Genomic DNA, 17,432 nt, shown 5'->3' with positions numbered 1-17,432 from the left:
ATGCCGCGTTTTTTAGCTCCGCTGCTGTTGCTATGCCTGACCTTCAATGCCCACGCCGACAGCTACATCACCCGCCTGTTGAATAAACCGGTGCCGGGGGGCGTGGCCGTGGTGGACCTGGGTGCTTCTGCACAGGTGCCAAAAGCCAGCTACCAAGGCAAGTCGGTGCTGGTGGTCAAGGAACAGAACAATTGGCTGGCGATTGTCGGCGTGCCATTGACGGTTAAACCGGGCACGCAGCAGGTCAGCAGCGGCGGTCGCACGCTGAGTTTCACGGTCGGCAACAAGAAGTATCCGGAACAGCACATCACCCTGAAGAACACGCAGCAGGTCAATCCGAACCCGGAGAACCTTAAGCGCATCGAAGGTGAACTGGCCGAGCAAATCGCCGCCTACCGCACGTTCAGTCCGAACACCCCGAGCAACCTGCTACTGGACAAACCAGTCAACGGGCCGCTGTCGAGCAAGTTCGGTGTGCGCCGGTTCTTTAATGGCGAAGAGCGCAATCCCCACTCGGGCCTGGATTTCGCCGTGGGCGCAGGCACACCGATCAAGACCCCGGCGGCGGGCAAGGTGATCCTGATCGGCAACTACTTCTTTAATGGCAATACGGTGTTCGTCGACCATGGGCAGGGCTTTATCAGCATGTTCTGCCATATGTCGAAGATTGACGTGAAGGTGGGGCAGCAACTGGCGCGCGGCGGTGTAGTCGGGAAAGTCGGCGCCACCGGGCGGGCGACCGGGCCGCACATGCACTGGAATGTCAGCCTGAATGATGCGCGGGTGGATCCGGCGATTTTTATTGGTGCTTTCCAGCCCTGAATCTTCTTTGAGGCGACTGGCCCATTCGCAATCAGGCTCGCGATAGGGCCATCACTGCCGCCGCTTATTCAGCGTCCAGATCCTCAATACCATGGACCTCCCGGTTCGCCAGACAATTGCTGATCCATGTTTGAGTGTCTTGTGAGAAGCCAGCCAATTCTTCAGCCGTGATCAACTCGCGGGCACACAACGCCAGCAAGTGAGAACTGGCGTCATCGCGTGAGAACCTGAAAGCGCCAAATGCCCAATACAGCTCCTTTTGCCCGGCTTTGAGCAGCTCTTCGCTCGCTTCAATTCGATCATAAGGCGCTTGGCTTCTATCCAGCACCGTGCGCTCGACTTCATCCATGATCCGGATACACATCCGCTCATGGGCCAACGGGCGCAACGCACTGTAAAGCTTCCAATCCGACTCGTTCATCGCTGACTCCTGCATTCCAGTCGTCTGGTTGAGGCTTTAAGAATAGCTGCCGTCGCCAAGACAAGGCTGCCAACTTTCAATTGCGCCCTCTTCAAACCTCGCGCAAACATCAACACAATCACCCGGCCGAACCGCAATAAAATCGCGATAATCTCGACTATTCGAGTATTCCTCTCAATTTTTTTCGACTGCTTGCCATCCTCAATCACGGCGGTTAGGGTTGAAGGCATGAAAACCTCTCACACCCTCATTCAGCTTCGTCAGCACCGCAGCCTGTGCCTCGTCAGTGCACGACTGCCAGGCTGAATCGCGGTGCCTCGCCCCACGCTTTTCCCCAAGAACATTGATCCACCGGCAGGCCGCCTTTTTTCGGCCCACACAATAAGGATTTCCCGATGAGCATGCTCAAAGACCCGTCATCGAAATACCGCGCGTTCCCGACCATCGACATCCCGGACCGTACCTGGCCATCGAAGACCATCACCGCAGCGCCGATCTGGTGCAGTTCCGACCTTCGTGACGGCAACCAGTCGCTGATCGAGCCAATGGACGCGGTCAAGAAGCTGCGTTTCTGGAAGACGTTGGTGCAAGTCGGTGTGAAAGAGATCGAAGCGTCGTTCCCGGCCGCGTCGCAAACCGACTTCGACTTCGTGCGTACCCTGATCGAAGGTAACCACATCCCGGACGACACCACCATCCAGGTGCTGACCCAGGGCCGTGAAGACCTGATCGAGCGTACTTTCGAATCCCTGCGCGGGGCGAAGAAAGCCATCGTTCACTTGTACAACGCGACCTCCCCGTCCTTCCGCCGCATTGTCTTCAACCAGGACAAGGAAGGTGTCAAGGCCATCGCCGTGAACGCCGCCAAGCTGTTCGTCAAATATGCCGCCCAGCAACCGGACACCCAGTGGACCTTCGAATACTCGCCGGAAACCTTCAGCGCGACCGAATTGGAGTTCGCCAAGGAAGTCTGCGACGCGGTCATCGACGTCTGGAACCCGACGCCTGAGCACAAGGTGATCCTCAACCTGCCGGCCACCGTCGAATGCGCGACCCCGAACATCTATGCCGACCAGATCGAATGGTTTGGCCGTCACATCAACCGTCGTGACAGCGTGATCATCAGCCTGCACACCCACAACGACCGTGGTACGGGCGTTGCGGCCACCGAACTGGGCCTTATGGCCGGTGCTGACCGTGTCGAAGGCTGCCTGTTCGGTAACGGCGAGCGTACCGGTAACGTCGACCTCGTGACCGTCGCGTTGAACCTCTACACCCAGGGCATTCACCCTGAGCTGGACTTCTCCGACATCGACGGCGTGCGCAAAGTCGTTGAAGAATGCAACCAGATCCAGGTGCACCCACGTCACCCCTACGTCGGCGACCTGGTTCACACCGCGTTCTCCGGCTCCCACCAGGATGCGATCCGCAAGGGCTTTGCCCAGCAGAAACCGGACGCCTTGTGGGAAGTGCCGTACTTGCCGATCGACCCGGCCGACATCGGCCGCAGCTACGAGGCGGTGATCCGCGTCAACAGCCAGTCGGGCAAGGGCGGTATCGCCTACTTGCTGGAACAGGAATACGGCATCAGCTTGCCGCGTCGCATGCAGATCGAGTTCAGCCAGGTGGTACAGCGTGAAACCGATCGCCTCGGCCTGGAGATGACCGCCCAACAGATCCACGCATTGCTGCACAGCGAGTATTTGCAGGCCAACACCCCGTATGCGCTGGTCAGCCATCGCCTGCAGGAAGAAAACGGTCACAGTGCCGTGGAAGTGGAAGTCTCGGGCAAAGGCCAGGGCGAAACCAACCTGCACTGGCGCGGCAAGGGCAACGGCGCGCTGGAAGCCTTGGTGGCCGGCCTGCCGATCCCGGTGGAAATCATGGACTACAACGAACACGCAATCGGCGCGGGCACCAATGCCAAGGCAGCGGCCTACATTGAACTGCGTGTGAACGGTGAACGTGCGGTGCATGGCGTCGGTATCGATGAAAACATCACCACCGCGAGCTTCAAGGCCCTGTTCAGCGCGCTGAACCGCTCCCTGAGCCAGCCGGAAGCGAAAGCGGCGTAAGCGTTCGCGGCAATGCAAAAGGCCCCGAGGTGAAAACCTCGGGGCCTTTTTGTTTGCCTGGCATTTTTAGGGTGCCTGTCATGGCCTCTTCGCGAGCAGGCTCACTCCCACAGGAGGCTTCGGGTGCACACAAAATCTCTATTCACGCGATCCACTGTGGGATTGAGCCTGCTCGCGATGAGGCCGGCTCAGGCTGCCGAGATATCAGGTGAACTCGAACGTATCAGCATCGAGATTCGCCGGAAACCGTGTGCGATAGGCTTGCAGATCCGCCGCATTCAGCACGACCTGGAACACGCCATCGGCTTCGCCGGCACTGAGCAATGTCTCACCCTGGAAATCCAGCACCTGGCTATCACCGGTGTAAGCAAAGCCTTTGCCGTCGGTACCGATGCGATTGACCGCCGCCACGTAACACAGGTTTTCAATCGCCCGCGCTGGCAGCAAACGGTTCCAATGCTGACGACGCGCGCCGGGCCAGTTGGCGGTGTAGAGCAGCAAGTCAGTGTCTTGTGCATCGCGGCTCCAGACCGGGAAACGCAAGTCATAGCAAATCAGCGGCCGTACACGCCAGCCCTTGAGCTCGAACTGCACCTGGCGCTCACCCGGTGTGTAGTGGTTGTGCTCACCGGCCATGCGGAACAGGTGACGCTTGTCGTAGTGCCAGACCTCCCCGTCCGGCCGCGCCCACAACAATCGATTGCGGTGGCTGCCATCAGCGGCCTGGACGATGACGCTGCCGGTGATCACCGCATCAAGTTTCGCCGCCTGGACACGTAGCCATTTGCTGGTCGGACCGTTTTCCGCTTCGGCGAGGGTCTGCGATTCCATGGAAAAACCGGTGGTGAACATCTCCGGCAGAATGATCAGATCCGCCCCGCGAGCCTGCTCAAGCAATGGCTCGAAATGCTCCAGGTTGGCCTGACGGTCGTGCCAGGCCAGGGTGGTCTGGATCAGCGCGACGTTCAGATTGGGCAGTGCACTCAGATCACGCATAGTTTTGCCGCTGCTTCACGCAACGTCTCCTCGCGTTTGGCGAAGCACAAGCGCACCAGGCGCTGGCCTTCAGGTGGTGTCTGGTAGAACACCGAGATCGGGATGCTCGCCACGCCATGTTCACGGGTCATCCACAGCGCCATTTCGACGTCATTGAGGTCCGGGCGGATCTGCGAATAATCGACCAACTGAAAATACGTGCCGGTCACGCGCTTGAAGCTGAAACGCGACGATGCCAGCAGATCGCAGAACAGATCGCGCTTGGCCTGGTAGAAACCCGGCAGTTCTTCGACGTGTTCAGGATGTTCGGCCATGAAGTCGGCCAAGGCGTATTGCAGCGGGGTCACGCCGCAGAAACTGACGTACTGGTGAACCTTGCGCAGCTCGGCGGTGAGCGCCGGCGGTGCGACCACGTAGCCGGTTTTCCACCCGGTGACGTGATAGGTCTTGCCGAAAGAACTGACCACGAAGGCGCGCTGATACAGCTCTTCGTGATTCAGCACGCTGACGTGAGGCACGCCGTCGAAGACCAGGTGTTCGTAGACTTCGTCACTGACGATGTAGATGTCGCGATCCCGAATCAACGCTGCCAACTGGTCCAGCTCGGCACGGCTGATCAGCGCGCCACTCGGGTTATGCGGAGCGTTCAGCACGATCATCCGCGTGCGCGGCGTAATCGCTTCGGCGAGTTTCTCGAAGTCGATGGAAAAATCATTCAGACCCAGTTGCACATGCACGCATCGCCCACCGGCCAGCTCCACCGACGGCTCGTAGCTGTCGTAGCACGGATCGAACACGATCACTTCATCGCCGCTGTGGATAACCGCTTGAATCGCACAGAAGATCGCTTGAGTGGCACCGGGAGTGACCGTCACTTCATGGTCGGCATCCACGCTGACGCCGTAGGTGCGGGCGATCTTCGCCGAAATCTGCTGACGCAGCGCCGGCAGGCCGGTCATCGGTGAATATTGGTTGTGGCCATTGGCAATGTGCCGACCGACCGCATCGCACAGGGCTTGCGGTGCATCGAAATCAGGAAACCCCTGGGACAGGTTGATCGCCCCGGTTTGCGCCGCGAGCTGAGACATCTGAGTGAAGATAGTGATGCCGACATTCGGCAGCTTACTGGTGATCATCGGTAGCCCCTTGCAGGTGAGCTGCAAGTTTCAAGCTGCAAGCTGCAAGTGGTCAAGCAACAAACCATCAGACACAAAAAAGGGCTCTGACTTGAGCCCTTTTCTGCAGTGACTTGAAGCGTGCAGCTTGATACTTAAAGCTGCTTCTATTTCTTATCGCGGCGCTTTTTGTCGGCCTTTTTGTGGTGCGACATCATGCGACGCTTCTTGTTGACCTGACGGTCGGTCAGCGTGGTCTTTTTGCCTTCGAACGGGTTCTCGCCGCCCTTGAACTCGATGCGGATCGGCGTACCGACCAGCTTCAAGACACGACGGTAAGTGTTTTCCAGATAACGGACGTAAGACTTCGGCACCTTCTCGATCTGGTTACCGTGGATCACGATGATCGGCGGGTTCGCACCACCCAAGTGGGCATAACGCAGCTTGATCCGGCGGTTGTTGACCATCGGCGGCGCGTGCTCGCTGACCGCATCTTCCAGGATCGTGGTCAGGCGGTTGGTTGGCCAGCGGGTAACCGCGGACTTGAACGAGTTCTGTACGGAGGCATAGAGGTTGCCCACGCCCGTACCGTGCAGGGCCGAGATGAAGTGGATGTCGGCGTAGTCGACGAAGAACAGTCGACGTTGCAGCTCGACCTTCACGAAGTCACGCTCGCTCGGCGTCATGCCGTCCCACTTGTTGATCGCGATCACCAGCGCACGACCCGACTCAATGGCGAAGCCCAGCAGGTTGAGATCGTGATCGACCACGCCCTCGCGGGCGTCCATCACAAAGATCACCACGTTGGCGTCTTTGATCGCTTGCAGGGTTTTGACCACGGAGAACTTTTCGACTTCTTCGTGGATCTTGCCGCGCTTGCGCACACCGGCGGTGTCGATCAGCGTGTACTTCTCGTCGTTACGCTCGAACGGGATGTAGATGCTGTCGCGAGTGGTGCCAGGCTCGTCATAGACGATAACCCGGTCTTCACCGAGCATGCGATTGACCAGGGTCGACTTGCCGACGTTCGGGCGGCCGATGATGGCGATCTTGATCCCGTCTTTTTCGCTAGGGCCAGGAATGCGCTTGGCTTCCTCGCCTTCGGCAACGATCTCTTCCTCGCCTTCTTCCTGTTCGTCATCGTCTTTCGGGAAGTCGCTCAGGGCGATTTCCAGCATCTGGGTGATGCCACGACCGTGGGCGCCGGCGATCGGAATCGCGTGGCCCATGCCCAACGGGGCGAACTCGGCGCGGGCCATTTCAGGGTCGATGTTGTCGACCTTGTTGGCAACCACGTAGGAACGCTTGTTACGTTTGCGCAAATGCTCGGCGATCATCTGGTCGGCGGCGGTAAAACCGGCCTTGGCATCTACCAGGAACAGAACGACATCCGCTTCTTCAATGGCCAGCAACGACTGCTCGGCCATTTTTTCGTCCATACCGTGCTCGTCACCGGAGATACCGCCGGTGTCGACCAGAATGTAGGAACGCCCTTGCCACTTGGCCTCACCGTATTGGCGATCACGGGTCAGACCGGACAAGTCGCCGACGATGGCGTCGCGAGTCCTGGTCAGGCGGTTGAACAAGGTGGACTTGCCGACGTTCGGTCGGCCCACCAGGGCGATTACGGGAACCATGCGGCTCTCCACTTCGTTATTTCAGAAAATACAAAAGCCGCTGCGAGGCAGCGGCTGGTGCTCGGGGCAGCGCTTGAAGGCGCTGCGAACCCCGTGGTTACGGGGCTGCCTGGGGTTTAACCCCAAGCATAGTCAAACCTTTACTTAATGGTCAGGGCTTCCAGTTTGCCACTGTTGCCATACACATAAATCGTGTCACCCACCACCAGCGGACGGGCACGCAGGCCGTCGCTGTCGATGCGCTCGCGGCCGACGAAACGACCGTCCACCTGGCTCAGCAGGTGCAGGTAGCCTTCCATATCGCCGACTGCAACGTAGCTGGAGAACACTTCCGGAGCCGACAGTTGACGACGAGCCAGCGAATCGTTGCTCCACAAGGCTGTGGTGGAACGTTCGTCGACGCCTTCAACAGTGCCCGAAGACAGGCTCACGTAAACGCTGCCAAAACCCTGCGCGACGCCGGCATAGCTGGAAGCATCACGCTGCCAGAGCTGACGACCGCTTTGCAGGTCCAGTGCCGCAACGCGACCCTGGTAGCTGGCGACGTACAGCGTTTCGCCGGACAGCAGCAGGCCACCGTCGATATCGACCACACGCTCCAGTTCCGAACGACCTTGTGGAATCGCGACCCGTTGTTCCCACACCGGCACGCCGTTGGAAATATCGAGAGCGACCACTTTACCGGTCGACAGGCCAGCCACCGCGAGGCGGTTGGTGACGATCGGTGCGCTGGTGCCGCGCAAGGTCAGGACCGCAGGCGTGCTGTCATACAGCCAGCGCTGGGTGCCGGTGGCGGCATCCAGACCAATCAGACGGTCGTCCTGAGTCTGAACCACAACCACGTCACCGTTGTTGGCCGGCGGTGCGAGTACTTCGCTGGACACGCGAGCGCGCCATTTCTCTTCACCATTGATCGCATCCAGAGCAACGATTTCGCCCTTGATGGTGCCGAACATGACCAGACCGTAACCCACGCCAACGGCGCCGGAAACAGGCAGTTCAAGGTCCTTCTTCCATTTGACGTCGCCGTTGCTGCGATCCAGCGCCATCACCACACCGGTGACGTCGGCAGCATAGATGGTATCGCCTTCGATCGCCGGAACCAGCATGTTGTAGGTTTCGCCCTGACCGTCACCGATCGAACGACTCCACTGCTTCTGCAGAACCACTTCTTCTTTGAAGTCGGTCAACTCGGCCGGTGGCAATTCTTTTTTGCTGTTGCTGCTGCAACCCGCGGCCAAAATGGCCAGAGCCAGCAATGCTGCATGTTTCCAACGGATCACGTCACGCATCCCCTTTGGCCAGGTCGTCCAGCTTGATTTGTAGGCCACCGACCGCCGCTTCATCCGACAGTGCCGCCTTGGCTTTTTGATACGCCGTGTTTGCTTCGTCGGTACGACCCAACTGCACCAGCAGGTCGCCTTTGAGTTCTTCGCGCGTGGCCAGGAATGCCTTGTCAGCATCGCCTTCGAGCAGCTTCAGGGCCTCATCGACCTTGTTCTGCGCCGCCAGTACCTGCGCCAGACGCTGACGGGCGATTTCGCCCAGCGCCGGGTTGGCCGGTTTTGCCACGATGGCTTTCAGCTCGGTGGCCGCGTCGTCCAGCTTGCCGCTGTCGACCGCGACTTTCGCCACGAACAAGCTGCCGTACTGTGCATAGGCGCTACCGCCGAACTCGCTGTTGAGCTTGCCGGCCAGGTCCGAAACACGGGCGGCATCAGGCTTGCCGTCAGGCGTCAGCGTGGTTTCGAGCAATTGCTGATAGAGAATCGAGGCGCCTTGCGACTGATTGCTCTGATACTTCTGAAAGGCCTGCCAGCCGAACACGATGACCAGCGCCAACAGGCCGCCAGTGACCAGGGGCTTGCCGTTGCGTGTCCACCAGTCCTTCAAATCTGCCAGGTTTTCGTCTTCGGTACTCGACACCCCAATACTCCTTAATCGCTAAATCGGCTGTTTATGACAGCTTCAACCCTGCACGACGCAGGTGGCCAGGTGTGCAGCAAGCGCATCCCAGGCAATGCTTTGTTGTTCGCCCTGGCCACGCAGGGGTTTGAAACCTACCACTTGCTGGGCCATTTCGTCGTCACCGAGGATCAGCGCATACAGCGCACCGCTCTTGTCGGCCTTCTTGAACTGGCTTTTGAAGCTGCCCGCGCCGGCATTGACTTGCAGGCGCAGGTTGGGCAATTGATCACGTACACGTTCACTCAGGGCCAGACCGGCCAGCTCGGCGGCTTCTCCGAAGGCGCAGAGGTAAACGTCGACCTGACGGGAGATCTCTTCCGGAATCTGTTCCAGGGTTTCAAGCAACAGCACCAGGCGCTCGATACCCATGGCGAAACCGACGCCCGGGGTTGGCTTGCCACCCATCTGCTCCACCAGACCGTCGTAACGACCACCGGCACACACGGTGCCCTGGGCGCCCAACTTGTCGGTGACCCATTCGAAAACGGTCTTGCTGTAGTAATCCAGCCCGCGAACCAGCTTCGGGTTGATCACGTAAGGAATGCCGGCGGTGTCCAGGCGAGCCTTCAGGCCCTCGAAGTGCACACGGGATTCTTCGTCCAGGTAGTCGGCCATTTTCGGCGCATCGACCAGCACGGCTTGCGTGTCGGCGTTCTTGGTATCGAGCACCCGCAAAGGGTTGGTTTTCAGACGGCGCTGGCTGTCTTCGTCCAGCTTGTCCAGGCGGGACGAGAGGAACTCGACCAGCGCTTCGCGATAACGAGCACGGGACTCGGCGGTGCCCAGGCTGTTGAGCTCAAGCTTGACCGCATCACGGATGCCCAGCTCGCCCCACAGGCGCCAGGTCAGCACGATCAGCTCGGCGTCGATGTCCGGACCGTCGAGGTTGAAGACCTCGCAACCGATCTGATGGAACTGGCGATAACGGCCTTTTTGAGGACGTTCGTGACGGAACATCGGGCCGATGTACCAAAGTTTCTGCACCTGACCACCGCCGGTGATGCCGTGCTCGAGCACAGCACGCACGCAGGCCGCCGTGCCTTCAGGGCGCAGGGTCAGGGAATCGCCGTTGCGGTCGTCGAAGGTGTACATCTCTTTTTCGACGATGTCGGTCACTTCACCAATGGAGCGCTTGAACAGCTCGGTGAACTCGACGATCGGCATGCGGATCTGCTTGTAACCGTAGTTATCCAGCAGACGCGAGACGGTGCCCTCGAAATGACGCCACAGCGGGGTCTGTTCGGGCAGGATGTCGTTCATGCCACGTATGGCTTGCAGAGACTTGCTCACTATAAATCCTTAAATTCGTTCGATCAGCCGCGGGCGATGACTGCCGCGTCGGCTTCGACCTTTTCGGCCGCTTTCTGGCGGATCAAGCGTTCAAGCTCATCCACCAGATTGTCATTCGTCAGTTTCTGCGACGGCTTGCCGTCGATGTAAATCAGGTTCGGCGTGCCGCCGGTCAAGCCGATATGGGCTTCCTTGGCTTCACCCGGCCCGTTGACCACGCAACCGATGACCGCGACATCCAGCGGCACCAGCAGATCTTCGAGGCGCCCTTCCAGCTCGTTCATGGTTTTGACCACATCGAAATTCTGCCGCGAGCAGCTCGGGCAGGCGATGAAGTTGATGCCACGGGAACGCAGGTGCAGGGACTTGAGAATGTCGTAGCCGACTTTCACTTCCTCGACCGGGTCGGCCGCCAACGAGATGCGAATAGTATCGCCAATCCCTTCGGCGAGCAGCATACCGAGGCCCACGGCGGATTTCACCGTGCCTGAGCGCAAACCACCGGCTTCGGTGATGCCCAGGTGCAGCGGCTGGACGATTTCCTTGGCCAGCAGGCGGTAGGCGGCGACGGCCATGAACACGTCGGAGGCCTTCACGCTGACCTTGAAGTCCTGGAAATTCAGGCGTTCAAGGTGCTCGACGTGACGCAGGGCAGACTCGACCAGCGCCGCCGGGGTCGGCTCGCCGTATTTCTTTTGCAGGTCTTTTTCCAGGGAACCGGCGTTGACGCCGATGCGGATCGGGATCCCGCGATCACGGGCGGCATCGACCACCGCGCGCACGCGGTCTTCACGACCGATGTTGCCCGGATTGATCCGCAGGCAATCAACGCCCAGTTCGGCGACGCGCAGCGCAATCTTGTAGTCGAAGTGGATGTCGGCAACCAACGGCACCTTGACCAATTGCTTGATCTTGCCGAAGGCTTCGGCGGCGTCCATGTCCGGCACGGAAATCCGCACGATATCGACACCAGCGGCTTCCAGACGATTGATCTGGGCCACGGTGGCGGCCACGTCATTGGTGTCGCTGTTCGTCATGCTCTGAACAGCGATGGGCGCATCGCCGCCCACGGGCACGTTACCGACCCAGATCTTGCGGGATTCGCGACGTTTGATTGGAGATTCGCCGTGCATGACTTATTGACCCAACTTCAGGCGAGCAGTCTCGCCACTGGTGAACGGAGCGACATCAACCGCCTGCCCGTTGTAGCTGACCTGCGCGCCACGGGCGAAGCCCAGACGCACGGCAAACGGCGGCTTGCCGCTGACGGAAACACTTTCGCCTTTACGCTTCAGACCGCTCAACAGCACTTTGCCGGTGCCATCGGTCACTTGCGTCCAGCAATCGGCGGTGAACTGCAGTTGAACCTGACCTTGGCCGGCAACCGGAGCTGCCGGTGCTGGAGCGGGGATGGTCGGCGTCACCGAAGCGCTTGCAGGCGGAGTTGATACAACAGGAGCCGTCGGAGCCGGCGCTACGGGAGTCGCGACAACCGGAGCGGTGCTGTGCGCCGGTGCAGCAGGCGCTGGGACAGCGGGTGCAGTCGGCGCGGCGGCAGGCGCAGTGGCTTCAGTCCCGGCCGGTGCTTCAGTGGCGTTTTCGGCTTGCGGCAACGCCAGCGCGGTTGCCCCGTCAACCTGACTTTCCGCGACGGCCTGGTCTTCCGGCTCGTCCAGCGGATGGATCTGGGTGGTGCCATCAGCACCTTCGACTTCGACGTGTTCCGGGCTCGGGGTGATCAGGTCCTTGGTGCGCTGGGAGGTTTGATCCTGCCACCAGACAAAACCACCGCCAATCACTGCGATCAGCAACAGCAGGCTGACAATGCGCAAAATAGTGTGGGAAACCCGAACCGGTTCTTCGATACGCCCCAGGCTGTGGACGTTGCTGCCCTGGGAGTCGGTGCCGGTGGATTGGTCGAACTGCTGGACCAGAACGGTCTGGTCCATGCCCAACAATTTGGCATACGCGCGAATATAACCGCGAGCAAAGGTGTGCCCCGGCAGCTTGTCGAAAGCGCCGGCTTCCAGATTACTCAAGGAATTAACGGTGAGGTTGAGCTTGAGGGCCACTTCAGCCAGCGACCAGCCATTGCTTTCGCGGGCCTGGCGCAAAGTCTCACCGGGGTTAACGCGATTCGCTGCTACAACTTCGGGATGCGCCGCTTTCATCATTGCTCCGACAGGTATTGCTGATATTCCGGCGTACCGGGATAGAGTCGTTTTAGTTGCAGGCCAAAACTGGCGGCCTTGTCGCGATCTTCAAACACTTTTGCCAGCCGAACGCCGAGCAATAGACTACGTGCATTTTGCTCGGTGAGCAGGCTAAAACGATCGTAATAGTCACGCGCGGGCACATAATGCCTGTCTTCGAAGGACAACTCAGCCATTTCCAGCAATGCACGCGGTTGTTGGCGGTTCAAACGCAGGGCTTTTTCCAGTTGCTGCTGGGCCAGATCACGCTGACCCAGCTTCGAAGCGGTCATGCCCAGGTTCTCGAACACCCGCGAACGCTCAGGATACAGGGTATCGGCGGCGGCCTGTTCAAAGCGCTCGTAAGCCTCTTTGTAACGTTTTTCTTCGAAAAGAAAGCTGCCGTAGTTGTTCAGGATTCGAGCATCGTCGGGGCGGGAAGACAGCGCCTTGCGAAAGTGCTGGTCTGCCAGTTCAGGTTCCATTTCAGCCTGAAACACCAACCCAAGCGCCGCATTGGCATCCGGGTCCGAGTCATCCAGATCCAAGGCTTTCTTCAACGGCACTTTCGCCCGTTCGGTCATGCCTTGCTGCAAGTACCCCAAGCCCAGTTGCACATAGGCAGCACGCGCTTCATCGCGACCTTTGCTGGTTTTCATCGGGTTGAAATCGCCCGACAGGACGCAACCAGCACACAGGCTGGCCAACAGCAAAAGCAGCGCAAAGCGCAGGGACATAGAGATCCTCTCTTGATTTATTCCGCAGCGTTTTGAGCCATATCGTTCTCGGCGTTCAACTCACGCACGGCGATATAACGTTCGCTGCGACGGGTGCGATCCAGCACCTGCCCTACCAATTGGCCACACGCGGCATCGATGTCTTCACCGCGGGTGGTGCGCACGGTGACATTGAAGCCGGCATGGTGAAGCTGATCCTGGAAACGGCGAATCGCGTTGTTGCTCGGGCGCTCGTAACCGGAATGCGGGAACGGGTTAAACGGAATCAGGTTGATCTTGCACGGGATATTCTTGAGCAACTCGATCATCTCAACGGCATGTTCAACCTTGTCGTTGATGTCCTTGAGCAAAGTGTACTCGATGGTCAGCACGCGCTTTTCGCCCAGGGACGACATGTAGCGCTGGCACGACTCGAGCAGCATCTTAAGCGGATATTTCTTGTTGATCGGCACCAATTGGTTACGCAATGCGTCGTTTGGTGCGTGCAGCGACAACGCCAGGGAGACGTCAATGTGCTTGGACAGCTCATCGATCATCGGCACCACGCCCGAAGTGGACAGGGTCACGCGGCGCTTGGAGATCCCGTAGCCCAGGTCATCCATCATCAGATGCATGGCGGCCACGACGTTGTCGAAGTTCAGCAGCGGCTCACCCATGCCCATCATCACCACGTTGGTGATGGCACGGTCGGCGGTCGCCGGGATGCTGCCGAACGATTTATTGGCAATCCACACCTGGCCGATGACTTCAGCGGCGGTGAGGTTGCTGTTGAAACCTTGCTTGCCGGTGGAGCAGAAACTGCAATCCAGGGCACAGCCTGCCTGGGACGAAACGCACAAAGTGCCGCGCTTGCCCTGGGGAATGTAAACGGTCTCGACGCAGCTGCCGGACGCCACGCGCACTACCCATTTACGGGTACCGTCGGTGGAGATGTCCTCGCTGACGACTTCAGGACCGCGAACTTCGGCAATAGCCTTGAGCTTGTCGCGCAAGGCCTTGCTGACGTTCGTCATGGCGTCGAAATCATCGACGCCAAGGTGGTGAATCCATTTCATTACCTGACCGGCACGGAAACGCTTCTCCCCGATTGAGTCGAAGAATTTTTCCATTTCCAGCTGAGTCAGACCCAGCAGGTTGGTTTTTACAGTCGATGTAGTCATGGATTCACCTTCACTCATAAGCCAATGCTTAGCGAGTGGTTACTTCAGTAGCTGCGAAGAAGTACGAGATTTCGCGAGCAGCAGCGGCTTCGGAGTCCGAACCGTGTACAGCGTTGGCATCGATGGAGTCAGCGAAGTCAGCACGGATGGTGCCGGCAGCAGCTTCTTTAGGGTTGGTAGCGCCCATCAGCTCACGGTTCAGAGCGATAGCGTTTTCGCCTTCCAGAACCTGAACGACAACTGGACCGGAGATCATGAAAGCAACCAGGTCGCCGAAGAAACCACGAGCGCTGTGCTCAGCGTAGAAGCCTTCAGCTTCGGCTTTGGACAGTTGCTTCATTTTCGAAGCTACAACCTTCAGGCCGGCTTTTTCGAAACGAGTGGTGATCTCGCCGATGACGTTTTTTGCAACAGCGTCAGGCTTGATGATGGAGAAAGTACGTTGAACAGCCATGGTGTAACTCCAGAAACGGTAATTTGCGAAAAATTAAACCCGCGAATTATACGCGGGTTCTTTGGTATTGCCTAACTGCATACGGCGCAGACTCAGTCTGCTTCTTCGATCCAGGCGGCCTGAATGGCTTCAAGTACCTTCTCGCCACCGCGGGTCGGATCATCACGGAACTCCGGCAATGCCAGCACCCATTTGTGCAGATCGACGAAGTTCACATAACGCGGATCCACTTCCGGCCGGGATTCAGCCAGCTGGATCGCGATTTCCAGCACATCAACCCATTTCAGACTCATGACGTTTCCTTGAATCAGTGCGGCGCTTCGGCCGCATGGTTGAGCGAGTACTTCGGAATTTCGACGGTCAGGTCTTCAGTCCCGACTTTTGCCTGACAGGCCAAGCGTGAGTGGGGCTCCAGCCCCCAAGCCTTATCAAGATAGTCTTCTTCCAGCTCATCGGCCTCTTCCAGCGAGTCAAAGCCCTCGCGAATCAGGCAATGGCAGGTGGTGCAGGCGCAGACGCCGCCGCAAGCGCTTTCCATCTCGATATGGTGTTCGTGAGCCAGTTCGAGGATGGAGATGCCGGGTTCAGCCTCCACAACCATGCCGTCCGGGCAAAACTTCTCGTGTGGCAGAAAAATGACCTGCGGCATCGTTATTCCTCAATCTCATTCAAGTTGCGCCCCGCCAGCGCGGCTTTCACCGTTGAGTCCAGGCGGCGGGCAGCAAAAGCGTCGGTCACTTGCGACAGACGCTTGGTCTGCTGCTCGATGGCGAAACCATCGGTACCTTTCATCAGTTCGGTCAGTTCCTGCATCTGCAACTCGATGACCATGCGCTCTTCGGCGTCGAGCAAGCGCTCACCGTCGACATCAAGGGCAGCCTGCACCGCTTCGATCAGGCGCTGGGCGTCGACCTGCTGCTCACGCAACACACGGGCGACCTTGTCGTCGTTGGCGTGCTGGAACGATTCCTTGAGCATTTTGGCGATTTCGCCGTCGGTCAGACCGTAGGAGGGCTTGACCTGAATGCTGGCCTCGACGCCTGAACCCAACTCGCGAGCGGAGACACTGAGCAGACCGTCGGCATCGACCTGGAACGTCACGCGGATTTTCGCGGCACCGGCGACCATGGCCGGAATGCCGCGCAATTCGAAGCGTGCCAGGGAACGGCAGTCGCTGATCAGCTCACGCTCGCCTTGCAGCACGTGAATCGCCATGGCCGACTGGCCGTCTTTGTAAGTCGTGAAGTCCTGGGCGCGGGCAACGGGGATGGTGGTGTTGCGTGGAATCACCTTCTCCATCAGGCCGCCCATGGTTTCCAGCCCCAGGGACAACGGAATGACGTCGAGCAAGAGCAATTCGCCGCCATCGCGCTTGTTGCCAGCCAACGTATCGGCCTGGATCGCAGCCCCAATGGCCACCACTTGATCCGGATCGATTTCAGTCAGCGGCTGGCGACCAAAGGCTTCAGCGACGGCTTCACGAACGCGAGGCACGCGCGTCGAGCCGCCGACCATGACCACAGCGTGCACTTCGTCCAGCTCGATGCCGGAATCACGCACCGCGCGGCGGCAGGCTTTCAGGCTGCGGGCGACCATTGGCTCGATCAGCGCATCGAAGGCTTCGCGGGTCAGTTGCGCTTTCCAGTCGCCGTAAGCGACTTCAACCGTCGAGGCATTGGTCAGGGCTTCTTTGGCCGCACAAGCGGTTTGCAGCAGATGGCGCTGAGCACCCGGGTCGAGGTCGGCGGACAAGCCGGCGCTCTCGATGATCCAGCCAGCGATGGCGTGGTCAAAGTCATCGCCACCCAAGGCGCTATCGCCACCGGTAGCGAGGACTTCGAATACACCGCCCGTCAGGCGCAGGATCGAAATATCAAACGTACCGCCACCCAGGTCGTAAATCGCGACCAGGCCTTCGGCATGCTGATCCAGACCGTAAGCCACAGCGGCTGCGGTCGGTTCATTGAGCAAACGCAGCACGTTCAGACCGGCCAGCTTGGCCGCATCCTTGGTCGCTTGACGCTGAGCATCATCGAAATAGGCCGGAACGGTGATAACCGCGCCCACCAACTCGCCGCCCAATGCCGCTTCAGCACGCTGACGCAGCACCTTGAGGATATCGGCGGAGACTTCGACCGGGCTTTTCGGCCCCTGAATCGTGTCGATGAACGGCATGTGCGACTCGCCACCGACAAAGCGGTATGGCAGTTGGTCGCCCAATTGCTTGACGTCGGACAGACCACGACCCATCAAGCGCTTGACCGACAGCACGGTGTTCAAAGGATCGGTAGCGGCCGCCAGCTTGGCGGACTCGCCGACTTCGACGCGATCGGCGTGGTAGCGCACGGCGGACGGCAGGATGACCTGCCCTTCGGCGTCGGCCAGAGGCTCGGAAAGACCACTGCGCAACGCAGCGACCAGCGAATTGGTAGTGCCCAAGTCGATCCCCACAGCCAGACGACGCTGGTGCGGTTGAGGACTTTGGCCGGGTTCGGCGATCTGCAGTAGGGCCATCGTTATCAGGACTTATCTGTATATCAGGCGTGCGACCGGAGCGGCACTGGG

Annotated in this window: 17 protein-coding genes; 2 read left to right on the top strand and 15 right to left on the bottom strand. The window is 59.3% G+C overall.

The window, feature by feature from the left end:
• Nucleotides 1-822 (top strand): peptidoglycan DD-metalloendopeptidase family protein, encoded by an 822-nt coding sequence (locus BLU63_RS16655; RefSeq protein WP_083375812.1) that lies wholly within the window; start codon nt 1-3, stop codon nt 820-822.
• Nucleotides 823-886: 64 nt separating this feature from the next.
• Here the strand turns inward: BLU63_RS16655 and BLU63_RS16650 are convergent, their stop codons facing one another.
• The gene (locus BLU63_RS16650; RefSeq protein WP_083375811.1) at nt 887-1,243 is read right to left on the bottom strand and encodes a hypothetical protein; all 357 of its coding nucleotides are present in this window, start codon (nt 1,241-1,243) and stop codon (nt 887-889) included.
• Nucleotides 1,244-1,638: 395 nt separating this feature from the next.
• Here BLU63_RS16650 and leuA point away from each other — a divergent pair, with 395 nt between their 5' ends.
• Nucleotides 1,639-3,318, top strand: a complete 1,680-nt coding sequence (gene leuA, locus BLU63_RS16640) for a 2-isopropylmalate synthase (protein WP_010457834.1) — start codon at nt 1,639-1,641, stop codon at nt 3,316-3,318.
• Between the two features lie 204 nt (nt 3,319-3,522).
• Here the strand turns inward: leuA and BLU63_RS16635 are convergent, their stop codons facing one another.
• The 14 genes from BLU63_RS16635 to hscA form a co-directional block, all read right to left on the bottom strand.
• Complete coding sequence (locus tag BLU63_RS16635; protein ID WP_010457836.1) at nt 3,523-4,314, bottom strand: amidohydrolase; 792 nt, start codon at nt 4,312-4,314, stop codon at nt 3,523-3,525.
• Nucleotides 4,302-5,450: a pyridoxal phosphate-dependent aminotransferase gene (locus BLU63_RS16630; RefSeq protein WP_077749337.1), complete on the bottom strand. Its 1,149-nt coding sequence runs from the start codon at nt 5,448-5,450 to the stop codon at nt 4,302-4,304. Before BLU63_RS16630 ends, BLU63_RS16635 begins: the two co-directional genes overlap by 13 nt.
• Nucleotides 5,451-5,596: 146 nt before the next feature.
• Nucleotides 5,597-7,066, bottom strand: a complete 1,470-nt coding sequence (gene der, locus BLU63_RS16625) for a ribosome biogenesis GTPase Der (RefSeq protein WP_010457840.1) — start codon at nt 7,064-7,066, stop codon at nt 5,597-5,599.
• A 140-nt stretch (nt 7,067-7,206) separates the two neighbouring features.
• On the bottom strand, nt 7,207-8,358 hold the full coding sequence (gene bamB / locus BLU63_RS16620) for an outer membrane protein assembly factor BamB (RefSeq protein ID WP_042932605.1): 1,152 nt from the start codon (nt 8,356-8,358) through the stop codon (nt 7,207-7,209).
• Nucleotides 8,351-8,992, bottom strand: a complete 642-nt coding sequence (locus BLU63_RS16615; RefSeq protein ID WP_010457845.1) for a tetratricopeptide repeat protein — start codon at nt 8,990-8,992, stop codon at nt 8,351-8,353. Before BLU63_RS16615 ends, bamB begins: the two co-directional genes overlap by 8 nt.
• A 42-nt stretch (nt 8,993-9,034) precedes the next feature.
• A complete protein-coding gene (gene hisS, locus BLU63_RS16610; protein WP_010457847.1) occupies nt 9,035-10,324 on the bottom strand; it encodes a histidine--tRNA ligase in 1,290 nt (429 codons plus the stop codon).
• 23 nt (nt 10,325-10,347) lie between these two features.
• The gene (ispG, locus tag BLU63_RS16605) at nt 10,348-11,457 is read right to left on the bottom strand and encodes a flavodoxin-dependent (E)-4-hydroxy-3-methylbut-2-enyl-diphosphate synthase (RefSeq protein ID WP_010457850.1); all 1,110 of its coding nucleotides are present in this window, start codon (nt 11,455-11,457) and stop codon (nt 10,348-10,350) included.
• 3 nt (nt 11,458-11,460) lie between these two features.
• Entirely contained in the window at nt 11,461-12,495 is a 1,035-nt protein-coding gene (locus tag BLU63_RS16600; RefSeq protein WP_083375809.1) for a RodZ domain-containing protein, read from the bottom strand.
• On the bottom strand, nt 12,495-13,253 hold the full coding sequence (gene pilW / locus BLU63_RS16595; protein WP_010457854.1) for a type IV pilus biogenesis/stability protein PilW: 759 nt from the start codon (nt 13,251-13,253) through the stop codon (nt 12,495-12,497). Before pilW ends, BLU63_RS16600 begins: the two co-directional genes overlap by 1 nt.
• 17 nt (nt 13,254-13,270) lie before the next feature.
• Nucleotides 13,271-14,413, bottom strand: a complete 1,143-nt coding sequence (rlmN, locus tag BLU63_RS16590; RefSeq protein WP_010457857.1) for a 23S rRNA (adenine(2503)-C(2))-methyltransferase RlmN — start codon at nt 14,411-14,413, stop codon at nt 13,271-13,273.
• 28 nt (nt 14,414-14,441) lie between these two features.
• Nucleotides 14,442-14,867: a nucleoside-diphosphate kinase gene (ndk, locus tag BLU63_RS16585; RefSeq protein ID WP_010457859.1), complete on the bottom strand. Its 426-nt coding sequence runs from the start codon at nt 14,865-14,867 to the stop codon at nt 14,442-14,444.
• A 92-nt stretch (nt 14,868-14,959) separates the two neighbouring features.
• A complete protein-coding gene (iscX, locus tag BLU63_RS16580) occupies nt 14,960-15,160 on the bottom strand; it encodes a Fe-S cluster assembly protein IscX (RefSeq protein WP_010457861.1) in 201 nt (66 codons plus the stop codon).
• A 14-nt stretch (nt 15,161-15,174) separates the two neighbouring features.
• Complete coding sequence (fdx, locus tag BLU63_RS16575) at nt 15,175-15,516, bottom strand: ISC system 2Fe-2S type ferredoxin (RefSeq protein ID WP_010457863.1); 342 nt, start codon at nt 15,514-15,516, stop codon at nt 15,175-15,177.
• 2 nt (nt 15,517-15,518) lie between these two features.
• Nucleotides 15,519-17,381: a Fe-S protein assembly chaperone HscA gene (hscA, locus tag BLU63_RS16570; protein WP_083375808.1), complete on the bottom strand. Its 1,863-nt coding sequence runs from the start codon at nt 17,379-17,381 to the stop codon at nt 15,519-15,521.
• Nucleotides 17,382-17,432 lie beyond the last annotated feature (51 nt).

Source organism: Pseudomonas mandelii, from assembly GCF_900106065.1.
Lineage (GTDB): Bacteria > Pseudomonadota > Gammaproteobacteria > Pseudomonadales > Pseudomonadaceae > Aquipseudomonas > Aquipseudomonas mandelii.
This window is presented reverse-complemented; position numbering and strand designations above follow the sequence as displayed.

What these genes read in the sequence shown, in the direction of transcription:
- BLU63_RS16655 (WP_083375812.1), top strand. Translation starts at nt 1, where the DNA reads ATGCCGCGTTTTTTAGCTCCGCTGCTGTTGCTATGCCTGACCTTCAAT.
- BLU63_RS16650 (WP_083375811.1), bottom strand. Translation starts at nt 1,243, where the DNA reads ATGAACGAGTCGGATTGGAAGCTTTACAGTGCGTTGCGCCCGTTGGCC.
- leuA (WP_010457834.1), top strand. Translation starts at nt 1,639, where the DNA reads ATGAGCATGCTCAAAGACCCGTCATCGAAATACCGCGCGTTCCCGACC.
- BLU63_RS16635 (WP_010457836.1), bottom strand. Translation starts at nt 4,314, where the DNA reads ATGCGTGATCTGAGTGCACTGCCCAATCTGAACGTCGCGCTGATCCAG.
- BLU63_RS16630 (WP_077749337.1), bottom strand. Translation starts at nt 5,450, where the DNA reads ATGATCACCAGTAAGCTGCCGAATGTCGGCATCACTATCTTCACTCAG.
- der (WP_010457840.1), bottom strand. Translation starts at nt 7,066, where the DNA reads ATGGTTCCCGTAATCGCCCTGGTGGGCCGACCGAACGTCGGCAAGTCC.
- bamB (WP_042932605.1), bottom strand. Translation starts at nt 8,358, where the DNA reads ATGCGTGACGTGATCCGTTGGAAACATGCAGCATTGCTGGCTCTGGCC.
- ispG (WP_010457850.1), bottom strand. Translation starts at nt 11,457, where the DNA reads ATGCACGGCGAATCTCCAATCAAACGTCGCGAATCCCGCAAGATCTGG.
- BLU63_RS16600 (WP_083375809.1), bottom strand. Translation starts at nt 12,495, where the DNA reads ATGAAAGCGGCGCATCCCGAAGTTGTAGCAGCGAATCGCGTTAACCCC.
- pilW (WP_010457854.1), bottom strand. Translation starts at nt 13,253, where the DNA reads ATGTCCCTGCGCTTTGCGCTGCTTTTGCTGTTGGCCAGCCTGTGTGCT.
- rlmN (WP_010457857.1), bottom strand. Translation starts at nt 14,413, where the DNA reads ATGACTACATCGACTGTAAAAACCAACCTGCTGGGTCTGACTCAGCTG.
- ndk (WP_010457859.1), bottom strand. Translation starts at nt 14,867, where the DNA reads ATGGCTGTTCAACGTACTTTCTCCATCATCAAGCCTGACGCTGTTGCA.
- iscX (WP_010457861.1), bottom strand. Translation starts at nt 15,160, where the DNA reads ATGAGTCTGAAATGGGTTGATGTGCTGGAAATCGCGATCCAGCTGGCT.
- fdx (WP_010457863.1), bottom strand. Translation starts at nt 15,516, where the DNA reads ATGCCGCAGGTCATTTTTCTGCCACACGAGAAGTTTTGCCCGGACGGC.
- hscA (WP_083375808.1), bottom strand. Translation starts at nt 17,381, where the DNA reads ATGGCCCTACTGCAGATCGCCGAACCCGGCCAAAGTCCTCAACCGCAC.